The organism is Pontibacter diazotrophicus, assembly GCF_003367245.1.
Lineage (GTDB): Bacteria > Bacteroidota > Bacteroidia > Cytophagales > Hymenobacteraceae > Pontibacter > Pontibacter diazotrophicus.
The window spans coordinates 136,771-163,113 of record NZ_QRGR01000009.1 but is presented as its reverse complement, the minus strand read 5'-3'; the positions used below and the strand labels follow the sequence as shown (position 1 = coordinate 163,113).

Sequence of the window (26,343 nt, the reverse complement as noted above, 5' to 3'; positions counted from 1 at the left end):
TGCGCTATTCAAGTTGTCTTTCAGCTTCCTCCTCGCTCATTTCTTCAATTTGCTTTAAGATCTCAGCTTCCAGTAGTTCCGCAAGCCGCTCGATTGTAAAAGCCTGGAAAGCCTCCTGGACGTTTATATTAACACCATATGTTTTTCGGGCTAATGCCAGTATCTGTGCCGCAAGCACAGAGTCGCCGCCGAGTTCAAAGAAGGAGTCGTGCATGCCCACACGGTCGATGTGCAAGGTTTGCTGCCATAGCGCCGCAAGTTTGTGTTCCACCTGCGTTCGGGGGGCAACATACTGCTGGCGCAGGTTGGGCCGCGCATAATGACGGGCAACATGGGTATCACTTCCTCTCACTTCTTCAAAAAAAGGCATAGCGGCGGCCGCTGGGTAAAGCTCGAGCAAATACTTCAAATTAAAAGGCAACACCGTCATTTGGGGCGCCGGTTCTGCCAAAAAAGACTCCAGCGCTTCCAGGCCCTGCTGAATCCCGATCACCTTGACGAGATGCTGCGCAGCAGCATTTTGCTCCTGTAGTTTTTCTGCTGTCTCCGCAGCTAAACCGACTTCAGCCCAGGGCCCCCAGTTAATGCTGATGGCCTGGAGCCCCAGGTGGCGACGATAGTGAGCCATCGCGTCCAGGTAGGAGCTGGCAGCAGCATAATTCCCCTGCCCCGGAGACCCCAGGACAGAGACCGCAGACGAAAAGAGGACGAAGAAATCGAGGGAGAGGCCGGAAGTAGCACAGTGTAGGGCCCAGGTACCTTCCACCTTCGGCGCCATGACCGTTTTCATCCGCTGTGCGTCCAGGTTGAGCAGAGCGCCATCATCCAGCACGCCTGCGGCGTGTACAAGGCCACGCAACGCAGGCATATCCTGTTCTAACTTCTCAAATACCTCCTTCAGTTGCGCCTGATCACTAACGTCTGCTTGTACTATGACTACTTGAGTGCCTGTGTTCCGCATCTGATCTATCACCTGCATAGCCGAACGGGATGGTTTATTTCTTCCCACCAAAAGCAGGTGTCGTGCTCCCTTTTGTACCATCCACTTTGCGGTTGCGAGCCCAAGCCCACCCCAGCCGCCGGTAATCAAATAAGTCTGGTCAGCGCGCAGTTCCACTTCGGTAGTGCAGGATGGAATCGTTGGCTTGAATGGTAAAAGCCGGAGCACAAAGCGTTCGCCGGCTCGGAATGCCACCTGGTCTTCCTGATCAGCTACCAACAACTGCCTGATAAGAAGAGGCACTGATTCTGAAGGGGACTGTTGGGGATCAAGGTCGATGCGGGTACAACTGAACTCGGGAAGCTCAAAGCTGATTACTTTTCCCAGACCCCACAAAGGGGACTGCTCTACAGTAATCGGCTCACCAGGCCGGATGGCCTGGGCGCCTCGTGTCACCAGCCATAATCGGGGCGTTCCGGCAAAGTGAGTGGCCAAAGTCTGCACGAGATACAAGACACTGTTGCACCCGTAGAAGCTCATGGTTTCAGAGGGAACTGAAGATGGCGGGGGGATGGACAGGCTCCACAGATGAACGATGCCGGACAAGGGCAAAGTAATTACTCCCATAAGTCTTTCCATTGTTTCCCGTAATGCACCCTCACCTTCGTGTAGAGTTTCCGCGGCTGGCAATAGATAGCATGTATCACCTTCTGCTTCCAGTTGGATGGCCAATGCTGCTCCGAAGCCCTCTTCGTCCGCCAAGATCAACCAGTTCCTTTTTTCGCGGCTCGTTGCAGGCTCTATACCTGAGATGCCCCGCGCCTGCCAGTCTAGCCGATACAGCCAGGTGTCCAGTGTAGAGAGGTTGCGCCTGCGGCCTCCCATACGCTGCAGGCGCAAGCCTTCCAGCTCAGCAACGACTTGTTCGTTTTCATCAAATAAAACAATGTTCCCATGGATGCTATCTGCACCTGGGGCCGGTTCCGATTGTAAGGTTACATAACTCCACAGAAGGCTGGTAGGTCGCGAAAAGAACCTAATATGCCTGCATTCAGCTGGGATGTAAAGGCCATGAACATTTGGGACGGCGGGTATCGCGGCCAGCACCTGCAGACAGCTGTCTAACAGTGCCGGATGTATTTGAAAGGCATCCTTTTCATGTTGCAGGGCCTCCGGTAACCTGACCCGCCCTAGTGCCTCCTTGTCTTTGCCCCATATGTGTTCTACGCCGCGAAAAGCGGGTCCGTACTGTAAACCACGAAGCTGGAGCGATTGATAGAATTCTTCCGAAGAAAGCTCCGATGACAAATACTGCCGAAGTTCGCCCTGGCGCTTTCCGGCTGATGCGCTCGCAGCGTTATTTTCATGGTGTTGAGCGAACGTGACGGAAGCGTGCTGTGCCCAACCTGCTTCCGGACCGGTCCAGCTAAAAACCTGGAAGGTAAAGCTGCTATCCTGAACCGGCGTCAAAAGCGCCTGAATGGTCATGGGGGTCCTTTCCCGCAGTATCAGTTTTTTTGTGAAAAAGAAGTCAAGCATCCCGTGCGAGCGGCTTATGCCTGTTTCGTCAGCAGCTTGTAAGGCCATTTCCATGAATGCAGCAGCAGCGAACACTATATCGTCTCCGATACGATGGTCTCCAAGGAACCTGAGCATTTCCACGTTAAGCTCCTTTTGCCAGATTCGGGTGGAAGGGGAACTGGCCAGATCAATCCAGGCACCTAGCAATGGGTGCACTAGCGGACCCTCCTTTTGTCTCTGATACGGAGTAAGGTTTGTGCTGGTAGGAGTGGGGTCCATCCAGTAGCGCTGCCGTTGCCAGGGAATCGGGGGGAGCTGTACATACTTGCCGGCTTCAGGATAAAGGTTCTTCCATCTAACGGTTAAGCCCTCTGTATAAAGGGCACCCAAAGTACTGAACAGGGTTTGCTGCGTCGGTGCCTCCCGACGCAGCGAAGGCAGCAGCCTGACGCGCTGGTGATGGGGCTGTAGGGACTGTTGAATGGAACTGAGAAGAATTGGGTGGGGGCCAAGCTCTACAAAAAGGGAATAGCCGCTTTCCAGCATGTGCCCAATCGCATCTGAAAATAAGACTGGTTTTCGGATGTTATCGACCCAGTATGCAGCATCGAAAAGCAGTTCGTCTCCCCGGGCGCCCGTCACTGTTGAGTAGAAGGGGAGCCGCGCTGGTTTCGGGTGCAGTCCATCCAATGTCTTCATTAAACCAGTACGCAACTGCTCTATTTGCGGGCTGTGGGAGGCAACATCCACCTTGACCCACCTGCAAAACAGGTTTTGGCGGCCGAGAGTGTCCATGATGACCTGCAATGCCTCTGGATCTCCCGACAGAATGGTAGCAGCAGGACCGTTTATTGCAGCTATGGAAACTTCGTTTTCGCGCCCTTTTAGCAATTCTTCAGCCTGATCGGGTGACAGTTCTGTTGCCAGCATCGCTCCCCGCTGGCGCAGGTCCTTTAAGCGCTGGCTGCGCAGGCATATGATCCGTATTGCGTCTTCCAGCGTCAGTATCCCCGCCACATGGGCGGCGGCGACCTCGCCCATGCTATGCCCGATGACAGCATCGGGTATTATGCCCCATTCCTGCCACAACCCGGCCAGGGCAACCTGGATAGCGAAGATCGCTGGCTGCACCACGTCAACCTCCTCGAGCCGCTGCTCCGATGGTTCTGCCAGTAGCGCGTCCTTTAAGGACCACTGGAACTGTTTCTGAATCTCACGGTCTACCCGGTCAATGGACCGGGAAAAGCTCGTCTCCTGAATCAGCAGCTCCCGGCACATACCATACCATTGCCCACCCTGCCCCGAAAAAACGAACGCCAGCTTTGGTGGTTGAACCGCCGCCATGCCACTGTGTAAAAGGCCCGGGTGCTGTTCCCCTTTCATAAAAGCCTGAAGGCAGTTGGCTAATTCGCTTCGGGATTCACCTATTGCCGCCAGACGGACAGGATACTGGCTGCGTCTTTTACCGGCGGCAAGGCAGAGGTCTTTCGTTGAAACACTAAAATCAGAGGCCAGTAAGTCCTGAAAGCTGCCAGCCAGCGATTGAAGATCTTCCTGGCTGTTAGCCGAAAGAGGTAGAAGATGGCAAGGGGATTGCGCGAATTGGGTATGCTCATGTTCCTTGTCCTTATAATGATGCCCCGCATCCCGCACGACCACGTGTACGTTGGTACCCCCAAAACCAAATGAACTCACGCCTGCGATGGCCGGGCCTGAAGCCTTAGGCCATGGGGCTGCTTCCTGCTGTACCCGGAGATGGAGCACATCGAAGGGAATGTGGGGATTGGGAGCGTGATAATGCAGGCTGGGGGGAAGGGTTTGGTATTTCATGGATAATATCACCTTAATCAAACCGGCTATTCCCGCGGCAGCTTCCAGGTGCCCGATGTTGGTTTTGACAGAGCCTATGGCACAAGGGGCCTGATCACGCTCCGCCCCGATGACTGTGCCGAGAGCCGCGGCTTCCATGGAATCGCCCAGCAGCGTGCCTGTTCCATGCGCTTCTACATATTGGGCACTGCCCGGAGACATACCCGCTGCCCGGTAGGCTTCCCGCAACAGGGCTTCCTGCGATTCCCGGTTCGGGGCCATCAATCCATTGGTACGGCCATCCTGGGCCATAGCACTTCCGGCGATCAGGGCAAGGATAGGATCACCATCCGCCAAGGCCGAAGAGAGTGGCTTCAGTACAACCACACCGCCCCCTTCACCACGTACATACCCATTGGCATCCGCATCAAATGTTTTGCACCTGCCGTCTGGTGCAAGCACACCAGCCTTGGTAAACGCAATGGAGTGCGCTGGCGACAGAATAAGATTCACTCCCCCAGCCAGGGCCATGGAACACGCACCACTTCTGAGGCTTTGACAGGCCAGGTGCACCGCCGCAAGCGACGAGGAGCAGGCCGTGTCAATGGCTATGCTCGGTCCCCGGAGATTGAAAAAATAAGAAATCCGGTTGGCCGCGACAGACAAGGCGTTTCCCGTGCCCGAGTGGCTGGAGATCGCCTCAGGGTTGTTGAAGTGGATATGGCTGTACTCATTAACGGAAATCCCGATGAACACGCCAGTGGGGGTTCCATCAAGCTGTTCCACCCCTTGGCTGGCATTATCCAGGGCTTCAAAGGACAGCTCTAACAGCAACCGCTGCTGCGGATCCATGTGTTTGGCTTCATTTGGCGAAATGCCAAAAAAATAAGGGTCAAACTGATCGATGTTGTCCAGGAAGCCGCCCCACTTTGAAATAGATTTGCCGCGAACAGCAGGATCGGGGTGATAAAATGCCTGCTTCGGCCAGCGATCTGCTGGTATTTCGGATATCGCATCCACCCCATGGAAGAGCAACTGCCAGAAAGATTCAGGATCTGCGGCACCCGGAAACCGGCATCCCATGCCAATGATGGCAATTGGCTCGTTGGCATCAACTATTGGTGCGGTTTCACCTGCGGCAGTTCCTTCGGTTTCCGCTTCTTCGGCCAGGTGACGGGAGAGCTCAAAGATGCTGGCATATTCATACGCCAGGGTAGGGGAAAGCCGACGCCCTAACAACGTTTCCAGGTCGCCTGAAAGGGTCACGGCATCACGCGAGGTAAGCCCATAATTTGTGAAGGGTTCATGAACATCGATCTCACCCGGACCAATATTAAATTCCTCCACGAGTTGAACTACCAGCCAATCCTGAATTTCTCTTGCATTCATACCTCAGTGCATTGTTCAAATAACCATCTAAAACCGGCCCTTCAGATTTAATTCTTCGGGCGTTTCCCACTTACCTGCATTTGCCAGAATGCTGTCATGCCGGGCCGCCGATCCGGTGTGCCCTGGGGGCTGCCGGAACTCAATTTTTCCCATATAAGGGGGTAGGCTTCAACAGGCGGCACTTCTTTCATGAGCTCCGGCACCTGAATATGTCGCTGTGCCTCAGAGATAAATGGTTCCAGTTCCTGTTGCTTCACCTTTTCTCGTTTCGCCTCCCTTTCCTTGAATTGCGGCAGGACCTCAGCCGCGAAAAGCTCCAGGGACTCGCAAATATGCTCATGCTGGTATGACCCGCATTGTTGCAAAAGAATCAACTGGTCGACTCCGGCAGTTTCGAATGAGCGGAAGTTCTCAATCAGGTGCTTTGGGTTTCCAATGCCCCGCATGCCGGCCTTCTTGCGTTCCCTTTCAAGTTTTTGATCTGCGGAAACGGGTCTTTTTTGAAACTCACTCCACAAGTCGGTATGGCCGGGAAAGTGAATGCCGTCGCGCCAGTAGTGTCCTAGCCCGTAGGCGAAAAACTGAGCGCCATCCTGGCCACGGCTGATCGCTATTTCATGATCCGGATGGCACATGAAGCCTGTTAGCATGGCTACGTTGGGGTTCACCGCCTGCCCAAGGGGCCTGCACTCCTTTTTGAAAGTTTCATAATACTCATCCACCCAGAATTTGGCTTCTTCCGCGTTGACAAAAGCGAAAGTCAGCGCCCCAAGGCCCAATTGGGCGGCCAAATGCAGACTATCGCGGTTGGAGCAGGCGGCCCAGATTGGGGGATGGGGTTTCTGCAGGGGCTTCGGCACCACGTTCCGGTGCGGCATCGAAAAGTACTTCCCCTGGAAGCCAGGGTAGGGGGTCAGGCGCATCATTTTTGCCGTCTCCTGTAACGCTTCCGCCCACATGGCCCGTTTGTCCACGAAGTCAACCCCAAATCCTTCCAGTTCCATGCGAGACCCCGACTCCCCGGTTCCCCATTCCACACGTCCGCCACTGAGCAGATCGAGTGTGGCAAGACGCTCTGCGACTCTTGCGGGGTGATTGAACCGGGGGGACATCGCCACGATGCCGTGCCCCAGGCGTATATTTTTCGTGCGTTGGCTGCAGGCTGCCAGGAATACCTCCGGGGCAGAGGAGTGGCAGTACTCTTCAAGAAAGTGATGTTCCTGCACCCAGACGTAGTCGATACCCAAGCGATCTGCTAACGCTACCTGCTCCAAAGCTTCCTGGAAAAGCTTGTATTCATCCCCTTCCTGCCAGGGGCGTGGCAACTGTAAATCAATGAATATTCCGAATTTCATGCTGGTATGATCTCATTTAAGGTGCCGGATAAGTAGTTCTTTTTGCAGACGAAGTGCCTTGTTTTGCCACTGGTGGTTTTCGGGATGCTGCCAGGAAAAACTAGCCTGATGTCGCAGACAGGAAGTTCATGCTGTTGGGCAACAGCATTACGGATCGCTTTTATGACTTCTGCTGTGTCTGTAACTAGTTTAACCTGCATTTCAGCCATCACAATGACTTGTTCACGCCCGGCATTTTCGATGGCAAATACGGCGCATCCTGACGGCTTTATACCGGGATGACAGGCTTCCACTGTTCTTTCTATATCCTGCGCATCGTAGTTTTTCCCATCAATGATGATCAGGTTTTTAAGGCGACCGGTTATATAAAGTTCCCCATCAAGTTGAAAGCCTAGGTCCCCGGTACGCAGAAAGGGACCTTCCTCACTGCCAGGCAGGCGTGCGCCAAAAGAGCTTGCTGTCTCCACAGGTTTGTTCCAATACCCGCTCGCAATGCTGGGGCCACAGACCCAGATCTCTCCGACCCGACCCGGTAGGCATGGGCGCAGCGTTTCTGCATCAACAATTCTGATCGTTTGTCTGCCCAGGTTTTGCCCGCAACTTACCACCGTCTGCATGCCGCTGCTGGTTTCCGGAGAAACTATTGCCATGTTGTGCTCAAGCCCTGCCTTTTCCAGGTTTTTCATCACAGGTCTTCTGGCTTTCGGTCCTCCTGTAACCAAAAGGGTCGCCTCTGCCAGTCCATAACACGGAACAAAGGCCTCCCGGCGAAAACCGCAAGGGGCAAAAAAATCAGCAAAGCGCTCCAACGTCCTGTTACAGACAGGCTCAGCCCCGTTGAATGCGACTTCCCAGGTGCTGAGATCAAGCTGTTCTCTTTGCGCTGGCCTGATCTTCCGGATACACAGGTCGTAAGCGAAGTTAGGGCCTCCACTGGTGGTAGCCTGGTAACGCGTGATGGCCTGGAGCCAACGAACAGGCCGCTGCAAAAACATCAGGTGGGGGATGAGGGTAACAGGGTTGCCTGTGTATAGTGGTTGCAGTATGCCTCCTATAAGTCCCATATCGTGGTAAGGGGGGAGCCAGATGACCGTTTCGCTTGCACTTGACTGACCGAAAGATGCTTCGATCAGGCCCAGGTTATGCAGCAGGTTTTGATGGCTTACCATGACCCCTTTGGGCAAGCTCGTTGAGCCGGAGGTGTACTGGAGAAAGGCAAGGTCATTATCCTCGATTTCCGGTTGTTGCCATTTCTCACCGTCATCTGTTATGCCATCTGCCGCTGCTACTAACAGTTCGATTCCCCTGAACTGCTCCTTTACTTGCTTCTGAAGCGCTATTGCTTCGAAGAGAGAGGAACTTACCAGCGCGACTGCCGGTTTGGCATCACCGGCTATTCGAAGCGTTGCCGCAAGCGTTGCCTCCAGACGGGCAGGATGGGGAGGAGGTACCGGAACGGCAATAACCTTCGCATACAGACAACCCAAATAGGCCGCAACAAAATCCAGTCCCGCCGGAAGAAGGATCAGCGCCCTTTCTCCAACCTTAGTGGATGCCTGCAGGATGGCTCCGATAGTTCGTGCCCGTTCATCTAATACTTTATATGTTATGCTAACCTCCTCGTCTTCTCCATCCTCCAGGAACCGTAAAGCCAACTTATCGGGCTGCTCAGTCGCGCGATAATGTAGAATATCAACCAGTGATGTTGGCAGAACTATCATGTTTAAGGAGATGAAAGCAGTAAAAAGTATCGCTGAACCGTCAATTGAAGATGTTGCTCCTAACTAAGAGAAAATAGTTAGTGACATGGTGCGTAGAAGGAAATCTCTCCTGCTCTCCTATAAGAGATGAAGAGCCTTGTGGTTGGTCGAATTAAATTAGCAAGTGTTGACCATCCGAGAGGCTAGTGTATTGCCTTGAGCTGGAAGAGCTAAACATTGTCCAGCTCTTCCAACCTTATTTATAGGTACTTAACGGTAATAAGTAAAAGAATATTTGTTTTTATTTTGATCCAATATATTTTATATTTATGAAAATAACAAGTTGTAATTATACAGGCACCACAAAACCCAACGTAATTTGGGATGATATTATCTTCCGGTCAGAGTAAAGGACAAAACCGCCTGTCTGGCCTATAAGGGAATACCTATCATATCATTCATCACGATGTTCAACTTCGCAGGGAGGGGTATATGGACCAGGAGCAAAACACCATTATTGAGAGTATCGGCATCTATCTTCCACCCCAATCTGTCTCTACTACGGAGGTGTTGCAGGGCTGTAAAAGCCAAAGTTGCTTCCCCCTGGAAAAAGTTTCCGGTATTATAAGCAGGCGCATGGCGGGGCAGCAGGAATTTTCCATTGATTTAGCTAAAAAGGCTGTCTCCGACTGCCTTGAAAAATCAGCCTATCTTCCGGCAGATATAGATCTCCTGATTTGCTGTAATATATCCAGGTATGATGCGCTGGATACAGTTTCCTTTGAGCCCTGCACATCCGTCAAACTCAGAAATCTTTTTGGGTTTTGCAATGCCCTAGCCTTCGACATCACCAATGCCTGCGCCGGAATGTTTACCGGTATCTATCTCGTCAATGCTTTGTTACAAACAGGGGCCATCCGCCGGGCCATGCTGGTCAGTGGGGAATACATTACCCACCTTACCCGTACGGCCCAAAGAGAGATGGACGGTTTCATGGATCCTAGGCTCGCCTGCCTGACCCTGGGAGATGCCGGTGCAGCGCTGATCCTGGAGAAGTCCGCTGATAATAAATCCGGTTTTCAGGGAATTGACCTTCAGACGTTTGGCCGCTACAGCCCTTACTGTGTCGCCAAAACATCAGCACATGGAGGGTGGATCATGCATACGGACTCGGTAAACCTGACAGATGTAGCCATTAAGTCCGGCGCGGCCGCCGCCTTGGATGTGCTGCAACGGGCCGGTTGGTCACCCGCTGACATCCAGCACCTGGTCTTGCATCAAACCTCTAAGTTGACGCTGAACAGTGCGAAGAATGAGATCAACAGTCTGTTGAGCAACGATATCCTGCATGATGGTAACACGGTGAATAACCTGGAGCAGCGCGGCAATACCGCCTCCACTTCTCATTTTATTGCCATAGCCGATCAAATTCGGGAAAATAAAATGCAATCCGGGGATAAAGTGGTTTTTGGCATTTCGGCCTCTGGTCTCACCGTAGGTACAGCGCTGTATGTTTTCGATGATTTGCCGGATCGACTGCGTCAAACGGGAGCACAAAAGGGTAAAATAATAAAAGAGCCTGCTACGGTGCATGCAAATCCCCAGAGCAAGTGTCATACTCCCGGTATCCGAATGGAAAGTATAGGGACTCTTCCGGAAGGAACCATCAACAATACGGACTCCCTGGCTTTACAGCAGAGTGCAGCAACCAATTGCTTGGAGAACTCCTCCTACCAGTGCAACGATATCGGGCTGCTCATACATAGCGGTGTTTACCGCAGCGATTATCTTTTGGAGCCGGCTTTTGCTGCTTTATTGGCAGGAAAGCTGAACATGAATGCAAGTTATGGTGGGCAGGAACAGAAAAAAACGCTTGCCTTTGATGTTTTCAACGGTTCCGTAGGATTTCTGAATGCTTGTTATGTAGCGCAGCAGACAATTCAGGCGGGAATGAGCAAAGCGGCTATGATTGTAGCTACGGAAGTTGAAAACAATGCCACTCTATTTCCCGATAAACTGCTGGGCGTGTGTGAAACTGCTTCTGCCGTCATTCTGGATGCTCATCCGGAAAATAACAGGGGATTTTCACGCTTTCTGTTTCATTATCATACAGAATCGCTCGATGCCTATACGTCCTATTGTTCTACCGCTGACGTCAAGCCCTTTCTGCATTTTGAGAAAGAACCGGATATAGAGGATAAGTACCTGGCTTATATTGAGCCTGCTGTAGAGGAGCTATTGCAGCTCGAGGGGCTCAAGGCCAGTCAAATTGATAAGGTTTTCCCTCCCCAAATCTCCTCCGCGTTTATTGCCAGATTAGGCACTCAGTTGGCGCTACCTTCCGAGAAATTTGTAGATGTAGTGGGGGCGGGGTCCGACCTGTTTTCTTCTTCTATCCCTTACGGGATGGCGTACGCCCTAGAAAACGGGCTGGTCAAGCCTGGCGACACCGGGCTACTGATTGCAGTAGGCTCCGGAATACAGGTAGGTTGTGCTGTTTATCGTTTTTAAGCCAAAAGAAGCATGAGCAAAGCGGCAAACAGCTCCCAACTCCCCCCTGGGCCAAAGCCTACTATCTCTTTGGTAAACCTCCTTCGATTTCGACGGGATAGCCTTGGCTTTCTGAGCAAGCTGGCAGGGCAATACGGCGATATTGTTCATTTTAAAATAGGCCCGCTTCGGGTTGTTTACCTGAATCACCCTGATTACATAAAGGAAGTACTCTCGAAGCAACATAGCAATTTTGTGAAGGGCAGGCCCTTGGAAATGGCCAAGGTACTGTTGGGGGAGGGACTTCTGACTAGCGAAGGGGAGTTCCACAAGCGTCAATCACGCATCATACAACCAGCTTTTCACCGCCGGATGATGGGTATATATGCGCCTGCCATGACTGCGTATGCCACGCGCCTGATGAATGGCTGGGAAGATGGCATGCGCGTGGATGTGATGAGAGAAATGATGAAGATGAGTACAGGGATCGCGGGTAAGACCATGTTCAATGTAGACATAGAAGAAGAAGCCCCGGAAATTGATCAGGCCCTGGAATCTATCATGAGCCTTTTTGGAAGGATCACGCTACCCTTTGCAGAGTTGTTGCTGAAGCTTCCGCTTCCAGGAACCCTTCGTTTTTTCAGAGCGAAAGCTCAACTGGATAAAACCATTTACAGGATCATTGCTGAACGCAGGAGGAGCATGTTGAACAATGGAGATTTACTCTCCTTGTTACTACAGGAACAGGGGGAAACTGATGGCGGCGGCCTGAGCGATCAGAGCATAAGAGATGAGGCCCTGACCCTTTTTCTGACTGCATTTGATACCACCTCCATAGCCCTCACCTGGACCTGGTACCTGCTTTCGCAACATCCGGAGGTAGAGGCTGATTTGCACAAGGAACTGGATAGCGTACTACAGGGAAGGCTGCCAACGCTGGATGACTATCCTCAACTAAAATTCACCCGGATGATTTTTACAGAATCCATGCGGATGTACCCGCCTATTTACATTATTGCCCGCCAGGCGCTCGAACAATTTGCTATAGGCAATTATGTTGTGCCGGGTGGTACCATCGTTTTGATGAGTCCGTATCTGATACACCGGGATTCCCGCTTCCATCCGGATCCCCAGCAGTTCAATCCTTATTCCTGGGCTCAGCGTCCGGACGGGCACTATCCCAAATTCGAATATTTCCCGTTTAGCGAGGGCCCACGCTCCTGTATCGGGCAACATTATGCCTGGCTGGAAGGGATACTGGTGCTCGCCTCTATTGCACAATTCTGGCGCATGACCTTGGTGCCTGACCATTCGGTTGAGATGGCACAACTTCTTAACCTGCGCCCCAAACACGGCATGATGATGCAGCTTCACAGAAGAAAATAAAGAGGAATACTTTATCAGGCATGGCAGCAAATAAGCAGCAATGGCAGCAGGTACTACCTGGGGCACTGGCCCACGCAGAAGAGGTGCATGTGTGGTGCGCATCCCTTGATCTTTCCGCGCATCAAAGAGAAAACCTGTTGCACACTCTTTCCGCAGACGAAGTGGCAAGGGCCGGTCGTTTCTTCTTTCGAAAAGATCAGGACCGGTTCATCGCTGCGCGTGGCATATTGCGTAACATCTTGGGGCACTACCTGGGGGAGGCACCGCGCAGCATAAGATTTGCCTACTCTCCTCATGGCAAACCAGTACTTGAAGCGAACTCCGGTGGCGATTCACTTTGCTTTAACCTGTCACACTCCGACAGATTCGCACTATACGCTGTGGCTCTTAACCGGAACATGGGGGTTGATATTGAACATATCCGCTATGATGTTGCTGTTGAGCAAATTACCCGGAGGTTCTTTTCACCAGGCGAAGCTAGTTTACTGGGAGGGATTCCTGAAAAAGAACGGTATGAGGTGTTTTTTCAATATTGGACCAGAAAAGAATCCGTTCTGAAGGCGAAGGGGGAGGGGCTTTCGTTTCCAATGGAACAATGTGATGTCTCCTGCATACATGGGGAGCTTTCAGCAGTGACCTTACCAGGCAAAAATGGGGAAGCCTCCTGTTGGTATGTGCAGGACTTGTTTCCGGGTAAAGGGTACGCTGCTGCCATTGCCGTTGAGGGAGGGGATTGTAAGCTTTCGTGCTTCCTATATAATTTACCTAAGTTCCCTTGACAGCTTAATGGGCACACATACAGACGGATTAGCAAGAAGTAATTAAAAACATCGAAATTAAAATCCCTATTTAGGCTATATAAGCAGGTTTTACAAATATGTATTATATTGGTGCGGGTGACTCATAAGCATAATCATCCATTAAGAGCGGGAGACGGGAAAGACATGTCAAAGAAGTTTGGAGTACTGACCATACACGGAATGGGCAGTCAGCGGCCGGATTATGCCAATGCCCTGCAGCATAACCTTTATAAAAAGCTCAGGGAAGAGACAATTGCCGACCTGAGTTTCAAATCCATCTGGTATCACGGCGATTTTCAGGTGCACCAGGACAGGGTGTGGGAGAACATGGTGCAGAGCGGAAACCCACTGGATCAGCAAAGGCTGCGGAAATTCTTTCTAAACTTCCTCAGTGATGCCGCCACTTCCGAGTTCAGGCCAAACGAGGCAGACAGTTCCTACAGGAGAATACAACACACTATCCTGCGGCAAATAAACGCCCTGCGCGTAGAGCTGGAGGACCAGGACCGACCTGTGATAATTATAGCCCACTCTTTAGGCTGCCAGATTATCTCAAATTACATATGGGATGCGCAGCAAAACAAGGGAATCTGGGAAGGGCAGGAGCCAATAGAATTCCAGAAGTTAGGAACTGCCAGGCTGCTGGTAACATCAGGATGCAATATCCCACTTTTTGTTTCAGGCCTGGAGCAGATAGTGGCAATCAGCAAACCAAACAACCTGTTTGAGTGGCATAACTTCTACGATCGGGATGACATACTGGGTTGGCCCCTCAAGCCGCTGAGCAAAGGCTTCCCAAATGCCTACGACAATATTGTAACGCAGGACCGCGAAATAAACACAGGCTGGACACCCCTCAGCCATTCAGACTACTGGGAGGATAAGGACTTTATAAATCCGGTTGCAGACCTCATTCAGGCTGTACACGATAGTTTGCCTAACGACACCAGAACTACGAATCACGTATAGCGAATTGCGTATTAAGAAATAACACCAAAACCGACATCAGCTAAAAGACAAATTTCCTTCAGTGAGCATCGCTTCATACTGCGCCTTGTTAAACCGGTACAGGTAAGGGGCTTTGTGGGCACCACCCTTTCTCCGGGTTTCCAGGCGTTCTACTATTCCCAGGCCCTGTATTTTCCTGTGGAAGTTACGCGGGTCCAGCGTCCGCCCAAGTATGGTTTCATAAAGCCGTTGTAGTTCAGGCATGGTGAATTCCTCCGGCAGCAGATTATAGCCGATGGGCTGCCAGCTTAACTGGATGCGGAGCGCCTGCAGCGCAACAGTTATGATGTGGTTGTGGTCGAATAACAGCTGGGGTATATTCTTTATATCCCACCATTGGCATTCTTCCGTAAAAGCATCCGGTGTGGGACTTACTTTGGAGTAGTCAACCAGGGCATAGTAGCCAATAGATACTGCCCGCTCATACCACTTCTCCGGGTCTATAACGTGCTTCAGCTTTTTCTTAATCTCTTCCCGGTTGTAGCGTACTACATCACCGAACACGTGGAACTGTTGCAGAAACAGCTGGTCCAGACCTGTTCGTTCTTTTAATATGCGATGGGCAGCCGCATCCACTGACTCGTTTTGACGAACCGGCCCACCAGGTAAACTCCATTCCTGGGTGTCTTTCCAGCGGAGCAGCAACACCCGCAGCTGGTCTTCGTGAAAACCCAGGATGATACAGTCCAGTGTGAGTTGTGGTAGTAGGGGAAATTGAGCCGCATCAGGTTGCTCAACAGGGTTTCCTGGGTCAGGCATAGAGTTAAAAGCTTAATGTGTTATTTTGACATAATGAAAATAATGTCTATCATTATGTCAAAATAACATAAAGTACAGGCATTTTACAAACTGATAAGAATTTATGATACGTCCCCTCAAACTACTTTTAATATTGATGCTGCTGAGCGGCCAGGCAATGCCAGAGGCATCTGCACAAACAAAAAAAGCAAAGACCAGCCAGGGCAAGCAAACTGCTACACAGGCGAAAACAGTGAATGGCATTGTGGAAGGAACCACAGAGCAAAGCGGAATTCGTGCTTTTAAAGGAGTGCCTTTTGCCGCACCGCCTGTGGGCGACCTGCGATGGAGGGAGCCGCAGCCTGTTCAGAACTGGCAGGGGGTGCGCGAGGCAAAGCAGTTCGGGCCACGGGGTATGCAGCTGGCTGTGTTCGGTGACATGGGCTTCCGCTCTGACGGCATGGGCGAGGACTGCCTTTACCTGAACGTGTGGACACCTGCAAAGTCAGAAAAAGAGCGCTTGCCGGTGCTGGTGTACTTCTATGGCGGCGGCTTTGTGGCTGGTGACGGCTCGGAGGCACGTTACGATGGAGAAAGCATGGCGCAGAAAGGTATTGTGGCTATAACTGTGAATTACCGGCTCGGAGCATTTGGCTTCTTCGCCCATCCGGAGTTAACAAAGGAGTCACCCCACAACTCGTCCGGCAACTACGGTTACATGGACCAGAATGCTGCCCTACGCTGGGTGCAGCAGAATATTGCTGCTTTCGGTGGCGATCCGTCTAAAGTGACGATTGCGGGCGAGTCAGCCGGTTCTATTTCCGTTAGTGCTCAGATGGCCTCTCCATTGTCCAAGGGCCTGATAGCAGGGGCAATCGGTGAGAGCGGTGCATTGGTTAATTCAAGCCTGGACCCGATTCCGCTAGCTGAAGCAGAGAAAAACGGAGTTGAATTCGCCTCCAGCCTTGGAGCCAATTCATTGGCAGCACTACGTGCCATGCCGGCGCAGCAACTTTTAGAGGCTGCAGGCAATCAGGGTATGGGATACTTTGTCGCAACAATTGATGGCTACTTCTTCCCGAAGTCACCAGCGGCTATTTACGCAGCCGGTGAGCAGGCAAAGGTGCCGCTGCTGGCTGGCTGGAATTCGGAGGAGATGAACTATATGATGGTGATGGGGCAAGAGAAGCCTACAGTAGAAAATTATGAGAATGCAGTGCGCAGGCTGTATGGCGAGAAAGCAGACGAGGTGCTGGAGGTATACAAAGCCACTACGGACGAGGAAGCACTACAGGCTGCCACAGACCTGTCAGGCGACCGGTTTATTGCCTACAGCACCTGGAAGTGGATGGACCTGCACAGCCAGAGCTCCGGAAAGCCGGTGTACCGTTACCTGTTCTCCCGCCCCCGGCCACCTATGACAGCGGAAATGGGCAACGCTTCCTCTGGCTTGGCCGGAGGCGTTGTAAAAGAAGAGGACCCGAACGCTTTTAAAATGCCTGCTGCTCGTGGGGCGGTACATGCCGCAGAAATCGAGTACGCCATGGGTAACCTGGCCTCAAATAAAGTATATGCCTGGACGCCGGAGGATTACCAGGTGTCAGAGGTGATGCAGAATTACTTTGCCAACTTTATTAAAAGTGGCAACCCGAATGGGAAAGGCCTGCCAACCTGGCCAACTGCCAACAATGAAGACAAAGTGCAGGTGATGCACATTGATGTGAAGACGGTAGCCAAACCGGAAGAGAACCGAGGGCGCTATATTATACTGGACAAGCTTCAGACGAAGTAGGTATTGCTTTGTTTATACAGAAAGTCCTATCATAATGAAAAAACTATTTCGTTTCTATCTGCTCATTTGCCTTTCGGGCCTGAGTTTACAGTCCTTCGGGGCTAAAGTAGACTCGCTGGATATTCCGAGCGCGGCGATGCAAAAAACTTACAGGGCGGCGGTGGTGCTGCCTGAAACCTATACCAAAAGTAAAGCCACTTACCCTGTGCTGTACCTGCTGCATGGGGGAGGAGGGCAATTCAGCGACTGGCTCAGACAAACGCCTGATAAGAAGCTGCTACACAAACTGGCTGACCAGTACAACCTCATTATTGTAACGCCGGAGGGCGAGAAATTAGGCGGGTACCTAAACAGCCCTGTGCAGAAGGACAATCAGTTTGAGACCTACATCACAAAAGAGGTGGTGGATAAAATTGATAACACGTACCGTACCATCCGCGACCGGAAAGGGCGTGTTATAACTGGTTTGAGCATGGGAGGGCATGGTGCTTTTTACCTGGCAACACGCCATCCCGAACTTTACTGTGCCGCCGGTAGTATGAGCGGGGCTTTAGACCTCAACATTGGCAATTGGCGCATACCCCCTGAGTTTGCGAAACAAATTGCACCCGGGTTTGAGCGTATACTTGGCCCGGTAGGAGCCACACCTGATCAGTATGCCGCTAACTCAGTGGTGAACATGGCAGACCAGATGAAGGCAAATGATGTAAAACTCATCTTTGACTGTGGCGTGGATGATTTCCTGATAGAGCCGAACCGGGAACTGCACCGGCGACTGATATATAAAAAGGTACCGCACGACTACACAGAGCGCCCCGGTGGCCACACCTGGGACTACTGGGAAAATGCGCTGGGCTACCACATGCTGTTTTTTGATAAGGTCCTCAAGGCTAACGGAGCTGTTGCGATGAGCAGGAAATAGGCTTTACTCCATCCCTCAATAAAAAAAGACTGCCAAAGCTGGCAGTCTTTTTTTATTGAGGGATGGCTTGTTCTTGATTCATGTCGTAAAGAAGCAGCTAATACCGTAAGGACAGTGAAATGAACAAGAAAGAAGTGTAGAGAGCGGAATCACTGATTGACTATTATAAAAAATATAACGGCGGAAGTAGAAAAGGGAAAGTTAAAGTACAAGCAGGCCCGGCACAATACAAGTACTTGCGAAAGGGATAGCGTTCGAACCATAAACTGCTGTTAATAGGTTAGATAGTGATATTTTGGTTTGCTTATATCAGATAAAAAAGACAAATCCTGCATTAATTTTTGACCTACTCCTTAACTACTGCTAAATTTACATAGGGTATTGTATCGTAAGGAGGATTGTAAAGCAGTTCTCCCTTTATCTAATTATATGAAAACAGCATGTTTATAGCGTTAAGTGTATTTGAGGTTGCCAATGGAATGGAGGATGAGGTGAAGCAGGCGTTTGTGAAAAGACCTCACCTTGTAGATGATGCGGCCGGGTTTCTGGAGATGAAAGTGCTCTCGCCGCAGGACAATGGCAGCGAGATATGGGTGATGACGTACTGGGAGGATGATAATAGCTATAACGTCTGGTACAAAGATCATATGAAGGAGGCACACCAGGGCATTCCAAAAGGGCTGAAGCTTGTTCCCGGAAGCATGAAAGTCCGTTTTTTCGACCAGGTGAGCAGATAGTATATTGAGATAATCGGCGGCTGGTCTAAACAAAAAGCACGTATGGCAATTATCAACTTTAAAAAAGAACAGCTGTAAAGCCCCGGAGGGCAGGCATCACCCACTAGACTGCATGGAAAAAAAAGCGGCAACAATTAATGTAAGTATTGAAAAAAACTACGACTCGGAGTTCTGCGGAAGTATTCCCCTACACCTGGTCAACCTGATACAGCCCCACGGCATGCTGCTGGTGGTAAATAAGCCGGAGCTGCGCATTGTGCAGGCCAGTGACAATGCCGATTCTTTTCTGGGCATCCCTGTCGATGAGCTGCTGGAGCAGCCGCTTTCAGCCTATCTGCCGGCCGGGCAGTATGACGATATCCAGGCGAAGATTGCAAACCAGAACAGCCAGGCGAAGATTCCGCTAACACTTACATTTACAGTGCAGGACGCGTCACGGGCATTCACTGCATTAGTGCACCCCAGGGAAGAGTATGTAATCATTGAACTGGAGGAGAACACAGCTCCTTCAAGTGAGCAGTCGTTCCTGGGCCTCTATCAGCAAATCAAGTACATTACCTCTTTGCTGAAACAGGCAAACTCCACTGCGGAAGTAGCGCAGCTGGCAGCTGATGAGATGAAGAAGTTCACTGATTTTGACCGGGTGCTGGTATACCAGTTTGATCCGCAATGGAACGGTATCGTGATAGGACAGGCCAGAGAGGATGACATGGCGGATTATATGGGCCTGCGCTTTCCTGCCTCCGACGTGCCAAAGCAAGCCAGAGACCTGTACTTCAGCAACCCTTACAGGCTTATCCCTACCCGCGATTACGTACCTGTGCGCCTCATTCCGGTTATTAACCCGCTGACACAGCGCTTCACCGACCTCACAGATAGCAACCTGCGCAGCGTGGCCACTGTGCACCTGGAGTACCTGGCAAACCTGAACATCATGGCCTCTATGTCGCTGCCCCTGATCATCGACAATAAGCTTTGGGGGCTTATCTCCTGTCATCATAAGTTGCCAATGCACCCCAGCTATGAGCTGCGGTCAGCACTGGAACTGCTTTCAGGTATTGTGTCTGCTCAAATAGCCTCCAAGGAGAGAGAGAATACCGTCCTGCTACAGGCGCAGCTGCGAGGCGTACATGCCCGGCTGCTGGAGCAGTTATATACCAACTCTAATTTTGCGGAGGGCCTGTTGTCTGGTACCACCAATTTGCATGACCTGCTACACCTTACGGGTGCTGCGGTTTTGTTTGAGGGCGGCATCCGGACGAGCGGGAGCACGCCCGGCAACCAGGAGATAAAAGAACTGGTGGCTTGGCTCCGGCGAAACAGGAAAGACGGCTTGTTTATGACGGATTCCTTGCCTAAACAGTACGCGCAAAGCAAAGACTATAAGGATGTGGTGAGTGGGCTAATCGCTCTGCCAATTAATGCCGAGCAGGGGGAGTATATTTTAGGGTTTCGGCCTGAAGTGCTGCAAACCGTCAGTTGGGGCGGCAACCCGAACAACGCCATTCAGATGGAACCTGACGGGAAAACATACCACCCCCGAAATTCTTTTGCCACATACCAGGAAACGGTTAAACATACTTCGCTGCCCTGGCTGGCCGAGGAAACAGATGCCGCAGAAGCGCTGAGAAGTGCTGTGCTGGAAAAGATAATTAAAGAAAGACATTAAGAGCATGCCTATTTCAGCCTTATTCAAGGTTTGAGCTTTATGATTGATATGAATAAACAGGCGCCTGTACGCAAAGAATCATCCCGTCCGGCAGATCACTACTTGGTGGGTATAGGTGCGTCTGCAGGTGGCTTACAGGCCATTCATCAGCTGTTCGACCATTTTCCGAGCAACTCAAGCTTCTCGTTTGTTATTATACAGCACCTCTCGCCCGACCACAAGAGCCTGATGGCGGAGCTGCTCTCGAAGCATACCCAGATGCAGGTACAGGAAGCGGAGGACAATATGCTCACCAGGCCAAACTGTGTGTATGTGTTGCCCAGCGGCAAACAACTGACCATGGAAAAGGGCCGGCTTCGCCTGGCAGATAAAACCCGGGACCGGGAGCCGAATTTTGCCATTGATGTTTTCTTTGCGTCCATGGCGAAAGACCTTGGCCGGTATGCGATTGGCGTTATATTGTCGGGCACAGGATCTGACGGGACAAAGGGGGGCAGGGCCATCAAAGAGGCCGGTGGCATGGTGGTGGTGCAGGACCCGAAATCAGCCAAATTCGATGGCATGCCCCGCAGCGCCATCGAGGCCGGGTTCGCAGATTATGTGCTGTCACCGGAGCGTATGCCGGAAGAAATCATCGGCTACACCCGCAAGGTGCCGTTGGTAAAATCGCAGGAGAATGGTGAAGAGGATGGCGCCGTACTACAGGAAATACTGGACCTGATCTATACCCATACACAGACTGACTTTACGGATTATAAGCAGGCGACAATTAACCGGAGGCTCCGGAAGCGCATGGATACCCTGCTGTTGAAGACGTTGCCGGAATACCTGAACTATCTGCATGAAAACCCTGCGGAGATCAACCTGATAAGCCAGGACTTCTTTATTGGTGTTACCCATTTCTTCCGCGACCCGGAGGCATTCGAATTACTGAGGCAGGAGGTTATCCCCCAGATTATAGAAAGCAAGGCAGCGGATGAGCCTGTTAAAGTATGGGTAACAGCCTGCAGTACGGGCGAAGAAGTGTACTCCATGGCCATTCTCTTTAAGGAGTGCTTTGAGGAGATGGAGAGAGAGCCGAACATAAAACTCTTTGCCACAGACATAGACAAGCGCGCTATCACGCAAGCCTCAAAAGGCTCATACCCGGCCTCCATAGCGAAGGATGTTTCTGCTGAAAGGCTGGCGCGCTTCTTCCACCAGCGCGGGGAACGGTATATCGTGAATGAGGAAATCCGGAAGCTGGTTGTATTTGCACAGCACGACTTGCAGAAAGACCCGCCTTTTGGCCGGATCGACCTGATCAGCTGTCGTAACATGCTCATTTATCTTAACCCGAGCCTTCAGAAGAAAGTCCTTTCCCTGTTTCCCTATGCCCTGAACCAGAACGGTTATCTGTTGCTGGGGCCCAGTGAGAACATCGGGGAGATGAAAGCCTTCTTTTCTGAGGAAAACAGAAAGTGGAAACTATTCCGGAAGATAAAGGAAAGCCGCAGCATACAGCAAAACTACGGTATCACAGACTATGCCCCCGCCTTGTCTGCGGATAAGCAGTCTACGTTTAAGGTTGCCCAGCTCAACCGCTACAGCGAATCTTTTATGGATTCAGTAGCGGAGGATTTTAAGGTGACGGGGCTTTATGTGGATGAGAACTACCAGTTGCTGCACGGCATCGGGGACATCAGCCGGTTCTTAAAGTTCCCTAACAGGCGCCTGCACTTTAATCTTCTGAAAATGGTACCGGAAGAACTGGCGGTAGCGATAAGCGTAGGCGTACGGAAGGCGCTGAAGCAGAACAGGAAAGTACTGGTCCGGCAGGTGGCTGTGAAAAACGGGAAGAAAGACTGGTTTGTGAATGTCTCCATCCGGCCCATCGCTGCTGACAAAAACCAACCGAAGGTAATACTCATCCTGCTGCAGGAGATTGCGCAGACGAACCTGCTGCCGAAAGCCACAGACTTGTCTATGGTATCGGATTCGGACTATTACCAGCAGCTTTCTGCCCTGGAGATGGAGCTGAAGGAAGCTCGGGAGGGCCTGCATTTAACGGTACAGGATTTAAGCACCTCCAACGAAGAACTGCAGTCCACGAACGAGGAACTGATGTCTTCTAACGAGGAACTGCAAAGCTCGAACGAGGAAATGCAGTCCCTGAACGAGGAACTACATACCGTAAACACCGAGCATCAGTTAAAGATAAAGGAGCTGCATGAACTGAACGAGGACCTGGATAACTATATCCGGAGCTCGAACATTGGGCAGCTCTTCCTTGACCACCACCTTATTATCCGGAAGTTTACGCCTACGGTGAAAGAGTTGATCAACATTATCGACAGTGACCTGGGGCGCCCTATCCATCACCTGTCTCACAATCTGAGGCACGCTGATTTACTCGAGAACATACAGAAAGTAAACAATACGTCCGGTGAGGTGGAGCAGGAGGTAGAGACAAATGAAGGCAGGTGCTTTCTCATGCGTATTATTCCGTACCTGAAGCATGATGGCCATAAAGATGGCATTGTGCTCAGCTTTGTGGATGTTACCACGCTAAAGGAGCTCAGCAATGTGGTGCAGGGCGTGCTGAACAGCTCCCTGAACAATATCATGGCTTTCCGGGCTGTGCGGGATGAGCAGCAAGAGGTAACAGATTTTACCTGGAGTCTGCTAAACAGGAAGGCGGAGGAACTACTGGGTAAGTCAAACGCGCGGCTTGTAAACAATAATGTGCTGGCAGACCTTCCCTTTCTGAAGAAAAGCGGTCTCTTTAAAAAGTTTGTGAGCGTGGTGGAGACTGGCCAGCCACTACACATCGAGCAGCAACTGGAGGTAAATAACCATAAAGCCTGGTACGAAATTGCTGCTGTGAAAATGGGAGACGGGGTAACTATCACCATGGCCGACATCACAGAGAAGAAAATCACGGAAGAAAAAGTCTTACTCGCTTATGAAGAAATTAAAAAGGCAGAGGAAGATTTAATCAGGTTGAACAATGAGCTGGAGAAAAGGGTGGCAGAGCGTACGCAGGCGCTGGCCGATAGCGAAGAGCGTTTCCGGCTGGTATCCATGGCGACAAATGATGTGGTGTGGGACTGGAACCTGGTAACAAATGAAATCTGGTGGAGTGAGAGCCTCAAAAGCATACTGGGCTACGAGACAGCAGAGATGAACCCGGGTGTGCAGGGATGGTTTGATATAGTGCACCCCGATGATAGGGCACAGATGGTAAAGGAGATAAACAATGCTGTGAACTATGGCAAAGACCAGTGGTCGGGGGAGTATCGTATTGCCAGAAAAGACGGAACCTACGCCTATGTAGCAAACCGTGCTTATATCCTGCAGAATGAGTACCAGATTCCATACCGGGTGCTGGGTTCCTTTATCGATCTCTCAGACCTGAAGGCCACTCAGGAAAGCCTGCAGAGCACTAACGAGCATTTGCTAAAAGTAAACGCTGACCTGGATACATTTGTGTACACGGCCTCGCATGACCTGAAAGCACCGGTAGCCAATATTGAAGGTTTGCTGTTGTTACTGGAAGAGCAAATAGAGTCGTCAGACCCTTTGCCAGGGGAACCGACAAAGCCTCTTTTTGAAATGACAAAAGATTCTATCCGCCGTTTTAAGGATGTTATCAAAGATTTGACAGACATTGCCAAGGTGCAGCGGGATATAGACGGCGAAGCGGAGTTGGTAGAGCTGCAGGAGGTTTTCAGAAATGTAGCGGCTAACACCCAGGACATGGTTTCACAGGCGAAGGCCCAACTGCATACCGACTTTGAAAAGGGGACTCATGTTCGCTTCTCAAGGAAGAACCTCTACAGCATCCTGTATAACCTGGTAACCAATGCCATCAAGTATAGTTCGCCAGACCGGCAGCCCCAGGTGCGTATTAAAGCGGAGCAGGTAGAGGACCACGTACTGCTAACCGTGGCGGATAACGGGTTGGGAGTTAGTGAGGAAAACGTTGGTAAGATGTTCACCCTCTTCAAGCGCTTCCACTCCCATGTAGATGGCACAGGCATGGGGCTTTACATTGTGAAGCGCATGATGGACAATGCCGGCGGTAGAATAGAAGTGGAGAGTGAGGAAGGAAAGGGAACAACTTTCAGGTTGTATTTCAGGAATGATAAAGCATAAGAACATCTCTGCTTCCTAACAAAACAGGATACCTGATTGAGGGATCCGGCTAAATCTAAAAGAAAAATCAGCGGTTCATGCGTATTATATTTTGCCTGTCTGCAGATTCCCCTCCCCTCCTTGGAGGGGCAGGGGTGGGTTCTGTAGGACAGCTTCGTACGCAGTATTTAGTTAATAATGGTCTAAAAGAAAAATCAGCGCCCTCATCATACAGTTTTAAACTATATGATGAGGGCGCTGATTTACTTCAGTATTTACAGCAATCAGTTCCCGGAACTGAAGTCCTTGAATGTTTTGGTCACGTTTTCGTTTGTTGGCTTAGATTTGTTTTGCCAGCCAGCATCCAGCTCCAGGGCTACCATGCCTTTCAGGCTCATCACGGCCACAAAATTATCAACGTCTTTCATAAACTCCGGGCTGCGGCGTGATGATTTAAGCGCATACTTGCGGGCAAAAATGTCGCCCTTTGTCTGCAGCTCGTTTCGCTTCTCAATAATGTAGTTCAGGCGTTCTATCAGGTCTTTGGTAGAGCGTCCGATTACTTCGGTTGCTTCCAGCGTTCCAATCGTCATCACCATGGTGCCCCCAACGGCAGTTATCTTTTTAGAAGTGCCAGGCTCCTCTACTACCACTGGCGAAATGCCCGTTACGGCTCCTAAAGAGGCATTGGTAAGTGATCTGCCTTTTTTCCCTCTCTTAGCCCGGTTGTACTTTTTCTTAAGGTCCTTTTCAGCCTCCTTTAACTGCTCCATCAGATCCCAGGCCTTTACCAGCGACGACCGATACTCATTATAGAGCTTTTGGTCCATTTCTTCCTCATTCACTGCGTTCTTTATCGCGAAAGTCACTGTGCGGGTATCCCGCTGGTTCGATCTATCCATCACAAAGAAGGTGACATCAAACGTAAGAGAATCCAGAGGGTCTTTCACAAAATCGTAACCCGGTCTCCAGATAAACTCATACTGGGAAGGTGTGTTCTTCACAAGCGCGGTGGCAGGAACATTTGTGTTTTCAGAAATAAAACTAAACGAGGCTATATCGCTTTCCCCGTTTTCGTCGGTCAACTGAAACATAATGTTGATGGTGGCATTCTCATCATAGGCGAATCTCTTCTGAGACGGAATCATCTGTATGCTGGGAGGCAGATCCTGCTGGGTTGCTGCAATTTTAAAAGTACCTTTCGTACGGGCTTTTGCCGGCTGGTCCTCTACATAAAACTCCAGCATAAGCGGCTCTTTCTGTAGCTGCCTGAATTGGCTGGTGGACGGCTTCCAGGTAAACTCTCCCTGTGCTGAGAGCTTGGCTCCCTGTGGCATTGCGTTTGTAACAGGCACAAACACAATGGGGTCATTGTCCTCGTCCTTTACCGCTGATGATTCTATGGTATAGGTGTTCTGCGTGCTATACCGGACATAGAACGGCTTCAGTTCGGCAACAACAGGAGGGCGGTTAACATGCTCTACTTTTAACTCCACTACCTGGTTCACACTCTCACCTTTTTTGTTTCTTGCCTCAAAAAGAAGCTGAACTGTACGCCCATCGCTCAGGCGGTCTACAAAATCGTAGCTGGGGGTCCAGGAGAAGCGGCCAAGGGAGTCAAATTCCATTCCCTCTTCCCGCCCCTGTGTGAGGGCATAGGTATAAGTGCTGTCAGCACCACCGGAGGCTTTTGCCTCAAACTGGAGTCTTTCTCCCTCTTTCAATACGTTCCAGTTCGGTTGTTCCGGGAAATTAAGTTTCAGGGGAGTATTTATAACAGTCGGGGGAGAGGCTATAACAGTAGGAGCCGGCACTCTTACCGTGTCATTCTGTGCAGATACTTTGGTGATGAACAATAAGAAGACAGAAAAAAACAGGATACTTTTTTTCATATAAAGAAAACAGACGTATGATTCAGGCTTTGAGAAGCTTTAAAGTTAGCAAAGGTTGATGTACTGCAAAAGTGCAGTG

14 protein-coding genes are annotated in these 26,343 nt (G+C 50.9%); 9 read left to right on the top strand and 5 right to left on the bottom strand.

The window, feature by feature from the left end; all coding sequences use genetic code 11:
* Positions 1-4: 4 nt before the first annotated feature.
* From DXT99_RS09930 to DXT99_RS09920, 3 genes are read right to left on the bottom strand one after another with little or no spacing between them, the layout of a single operon-like run.
* A complete protein-coding gene (locus DXT99_RS09930) occupies positions 5-5,659 on the bottom strand; it encodes a type I polyketide synthase (RefSeq protein WP_115565389.1) in 5,655 nt (1,884 codons plus the stop codon).
* 47 nt (positions 5,660-5,706) lie between these two features.
* Positions 5,707-7,014: an LLM class flavin-dependent oxidoreductase gene (locus DXT99_RS09925; protein WP_115565388.1), complete on the bottom strand. Its 1,308-nt coding sequence runs from the start codon at positions 7,012-7,014 to the stop codon at positions 5,707-5,709.
* Positions 7,011-8,735, bottom strand: a complete 1,725-nt coding sequence (locus DXT99_RS09920; protein WP_115565387.1) for a fatty acyl-AMP ligase — start codon at positions 8,733-8,735, stop codon at positions 7,011-7,013. Before DXT99_RS09920 ends, DXT99_RS09925 begins: the two co-directional genes overlap by 4 nt.
* 471 nt (positions 8,736-9,206) lie before the next feature.
* Here DXT99_RS09920 and DXT99_RS09915 point away from each other — a divergent pair, with 471 nt between their 5' ends.
* The 4 genes from DXT99_RS09915 (at position 9,207) to DXT99_RS09900 (ending at position 14,359) form a co-directional block, all read left to right on the top strand.
* Entirely contained in the window at positions 9,207-11,225 is a 2,019-nt protein-coding gene (locus tag DXT99_RS09915) for a 3-oxoacyl-[acyl-carrier-protein] synthase III C-terminal domain-containing protein (protein WP_115565386.1), read from the top strand.
* A gap of 12 nt (positions 11,226-11,237) precedes the next feature.
* Entirely contained in the window at positions 11,238-12,590 is a 1,353-nt protein-coding gene (locus DXT99_RS09910) for a cytochrome P450 (protein WP_115565385.1), read from the top strand.
* 20 nt (positions 12,591-12,610) lie between these two features.
* The gene (locus DXT99_RS09905; RefSeq protein ID WP_115565384.1) at positions 12,611-13,369 is read left to right on the top strand and encodes a 4'-phosphopantetheinyl transferase family protein; all 759 of its coding nucleotides are present in this window, start codon (positions 12,611-12,613) and stop codon (positions 13,367-13,369) included.
* 165 nt (positions 13,370-13,534) lie between these two features.
* Complete coding sequence (locus DXT99_RS09900; RefSeq protein ID WP_115565383.1) at positions 13,535-14,359, top strand: hypothetical protein; 825 nt, start codon at positions 13,535-13,537, stop codon at positions 14,357-14,359.
* A gap of 36 nt (positions 14,360-14,395) precedes the next feature.
* Here the strand turns inward: DXT99_RS09900 and DXT99_RS09895 are convergent, their stop codons facing one another.
* Positions 14,396-15,157, bottom strand: a complete 762-nt coding sequence (locus DXT99_RS09895; RefSeq protein WP_115565382.1) for an NUDIX hydrolase — start codon at positions 15,155-15,157, stop codon at positions 14,396-14,398.
* Between the two features lie 103 nt (positions 15,158-15,260).
* On the opposite strand from DXT99_RS09895, the gene DXT99_RS09890 reads away from it, so the two are divergent.
* From DXT99_RS09890 to DXT99_RS09870, 5 genes are all read left to right on the top strand, one after another.
* Positions 15,261-16,928 (top strand): carboxylesterase/lipase family protein, encoded by a 1,668-nt coding sequence (locus DXT99_RS09890; protein WP_115565381.1) that lies wholly within the window; start codon positions 15,261-15,263, stop codon positions 16,926-16,928.
* A gap of 34 nt (positions 16,929-16,962) precedes the next feature.
* Positions 16,963-17,850 (top strand): alpha/beta hydrolase, encoded by an 888-nt coding sequence (locus DXT99_RS09885; RefSeq protein ID WP_115565380.1) that lies wholly within the window; start codon positions 16,963-16,965, stop codon positions 17,848-17,850.
* Positions 17,851-18,290: 440 nt separating this feature from the next.
* Positions 18,291-18,587 carry an antibiotic biosynthesis monooxygenase family protein gene (locus tag DXT99_RS09880; RefSeq protein WP_115565379.1) on the top strand — a complete coding sequence of 99 codons (297 nt, stop codon included), beginning with the start codon at positions 18,291-18,293 and terminating at the stop codon, positions 18,585-18,587.
* A 112-nt stretch (positions 18,588-18,699) separates the two neighbouring features.
* A complete protein-coding gene (locus DXT99_RS09875) occupies positions 18,700-20,256 on the top strand; it encodes a GAF domain-containing protein (RefSeq protein WP_115565378.1) in 1,557 nt (518 codons plus the stop codon).
* A 39-nt stretch (positions 20,257-20,295) separates the two neighbouring features.
* Entirely contained in the window at positions 20,296-24,393 is a 4,098-nt protein-coding gene (locus DXT99_RS09870; RefSeq protein WP_115565377.1) for a chemotaxis protein CheB, read from the top strand.
* Positions 24,394-24,656: 263 nt separating this feature from the next.
* Here DXT99_RS09870 and DXT99_RS09865 read toward each other — a convergent pair whose 3' ends face one another.
* The gene (locus DXT99_RS09865) at positions 24,657-26,264 is read right to left on the bottom strand and encodes a hypothetical protein (RefSeq protein ID WP_115565376.1); all 1,608 of its coding nucleotides are present in this window, start codon (positions 26,262-26,264) and stop codon (positions 24,657-24,659) included.
* Positions 26,265-26,343: the final 79 nt, after the last annotated feature.

Coding starts and splice junctions, on each gene's coding strand:
- DXT99_RS09930 (WP_115565389.1), bottom strand. CDS start 5,659: ATGAATGCAAGAGAAATTCAGGATTGGCTGGTAGTTCAACTCGTGGAG.
- DXT99_RS09925 (WP_115565388.1), bottom strand. CDS start 7,014: ATGAAATTCGGAATATTCATTGATTTACAGTTGCCACGCCCCTGGCAG.
- DXT99_RS09920 (WP_115565387.1), bottom strand. CDS start 8,735: ATGATAGTTCTGCCAACATCACTGGTTGATATTCTACATTATCGCGCG.
- DXT99_RS09915 (WP_115565386.1), top strand. CDS start 9,207: ATGGACCAGGAGCAAAACACCATTATTGAGAGTATCGGCATCTATCTT.
- DXT99_RS09910 (WP_115565385.1), top strand. CDS start 11,238: ATGAGCAAAGCGGCAAACAGCTCCCAACTCCCCCCTGGGCCAAAGCCT.
- DXT99_RS09905 (WP_115565384.1), top strand. CDS start 12,611: ATGGCAGCAAATAAGCAGCAATGGCAGCAGGTACTACCTGGGGCACTG.
- DXT99_RS09900 (WP_115565383.1), top strand. CDS start 13,535: ATGTCAAAGAAGTTTGGAGTACTGACCATACACGGAATGGGCAGTCAG.
- DXT99_RS09895 (WP_115565382.1), bottom strand. CDS start 15,157: ATGCCTGACCCAGGAAACCCTGTTGAGCAACCTGATGCGGCTCAATTT.
- DXT99_RS09890 (WP_115565381.1), top strand. CDS start 15,261: ATGATACGTCCCCTCAAACTACTTTTAATATTGATGCTGCTGAGCGGC.
- DXT99_RS09885 (WP_115565380.1), top strand. CDS start 16,963: ATGAAAAAACTATTTCGTTTCTATCTGCTCATTTGCCTTTCGGGCCTG.
- DXT99_RS09880 (WP_115565379.1), top strand. CDS start 18,291: ATGTTTATAGCGTTAAGTGTATTTGAGGTTGCCAATGGAATGGAGGAT.
- DXT99_RS09875 (WP_115565378.1), top strand. CDS start 18,700: ATGGAAAAAAAAGCGGCAACAATTAATGTAAGTATTGAAAAAAACTAC.
- DXT99_RS09870 (WP_115565377.1), top strand. CDS start 20,296: ATGATTGATATGAATAAACAGGCGCCTGTACGCAAAGAATCATCCCGT.
- DXT99_RS09865 (WP_115565376.1), bottom strand. CDS start 26,264: ATGAAAAAAAGTATCCTGTTTTTTTCTGTCTTCTTATTGTTCATCACC.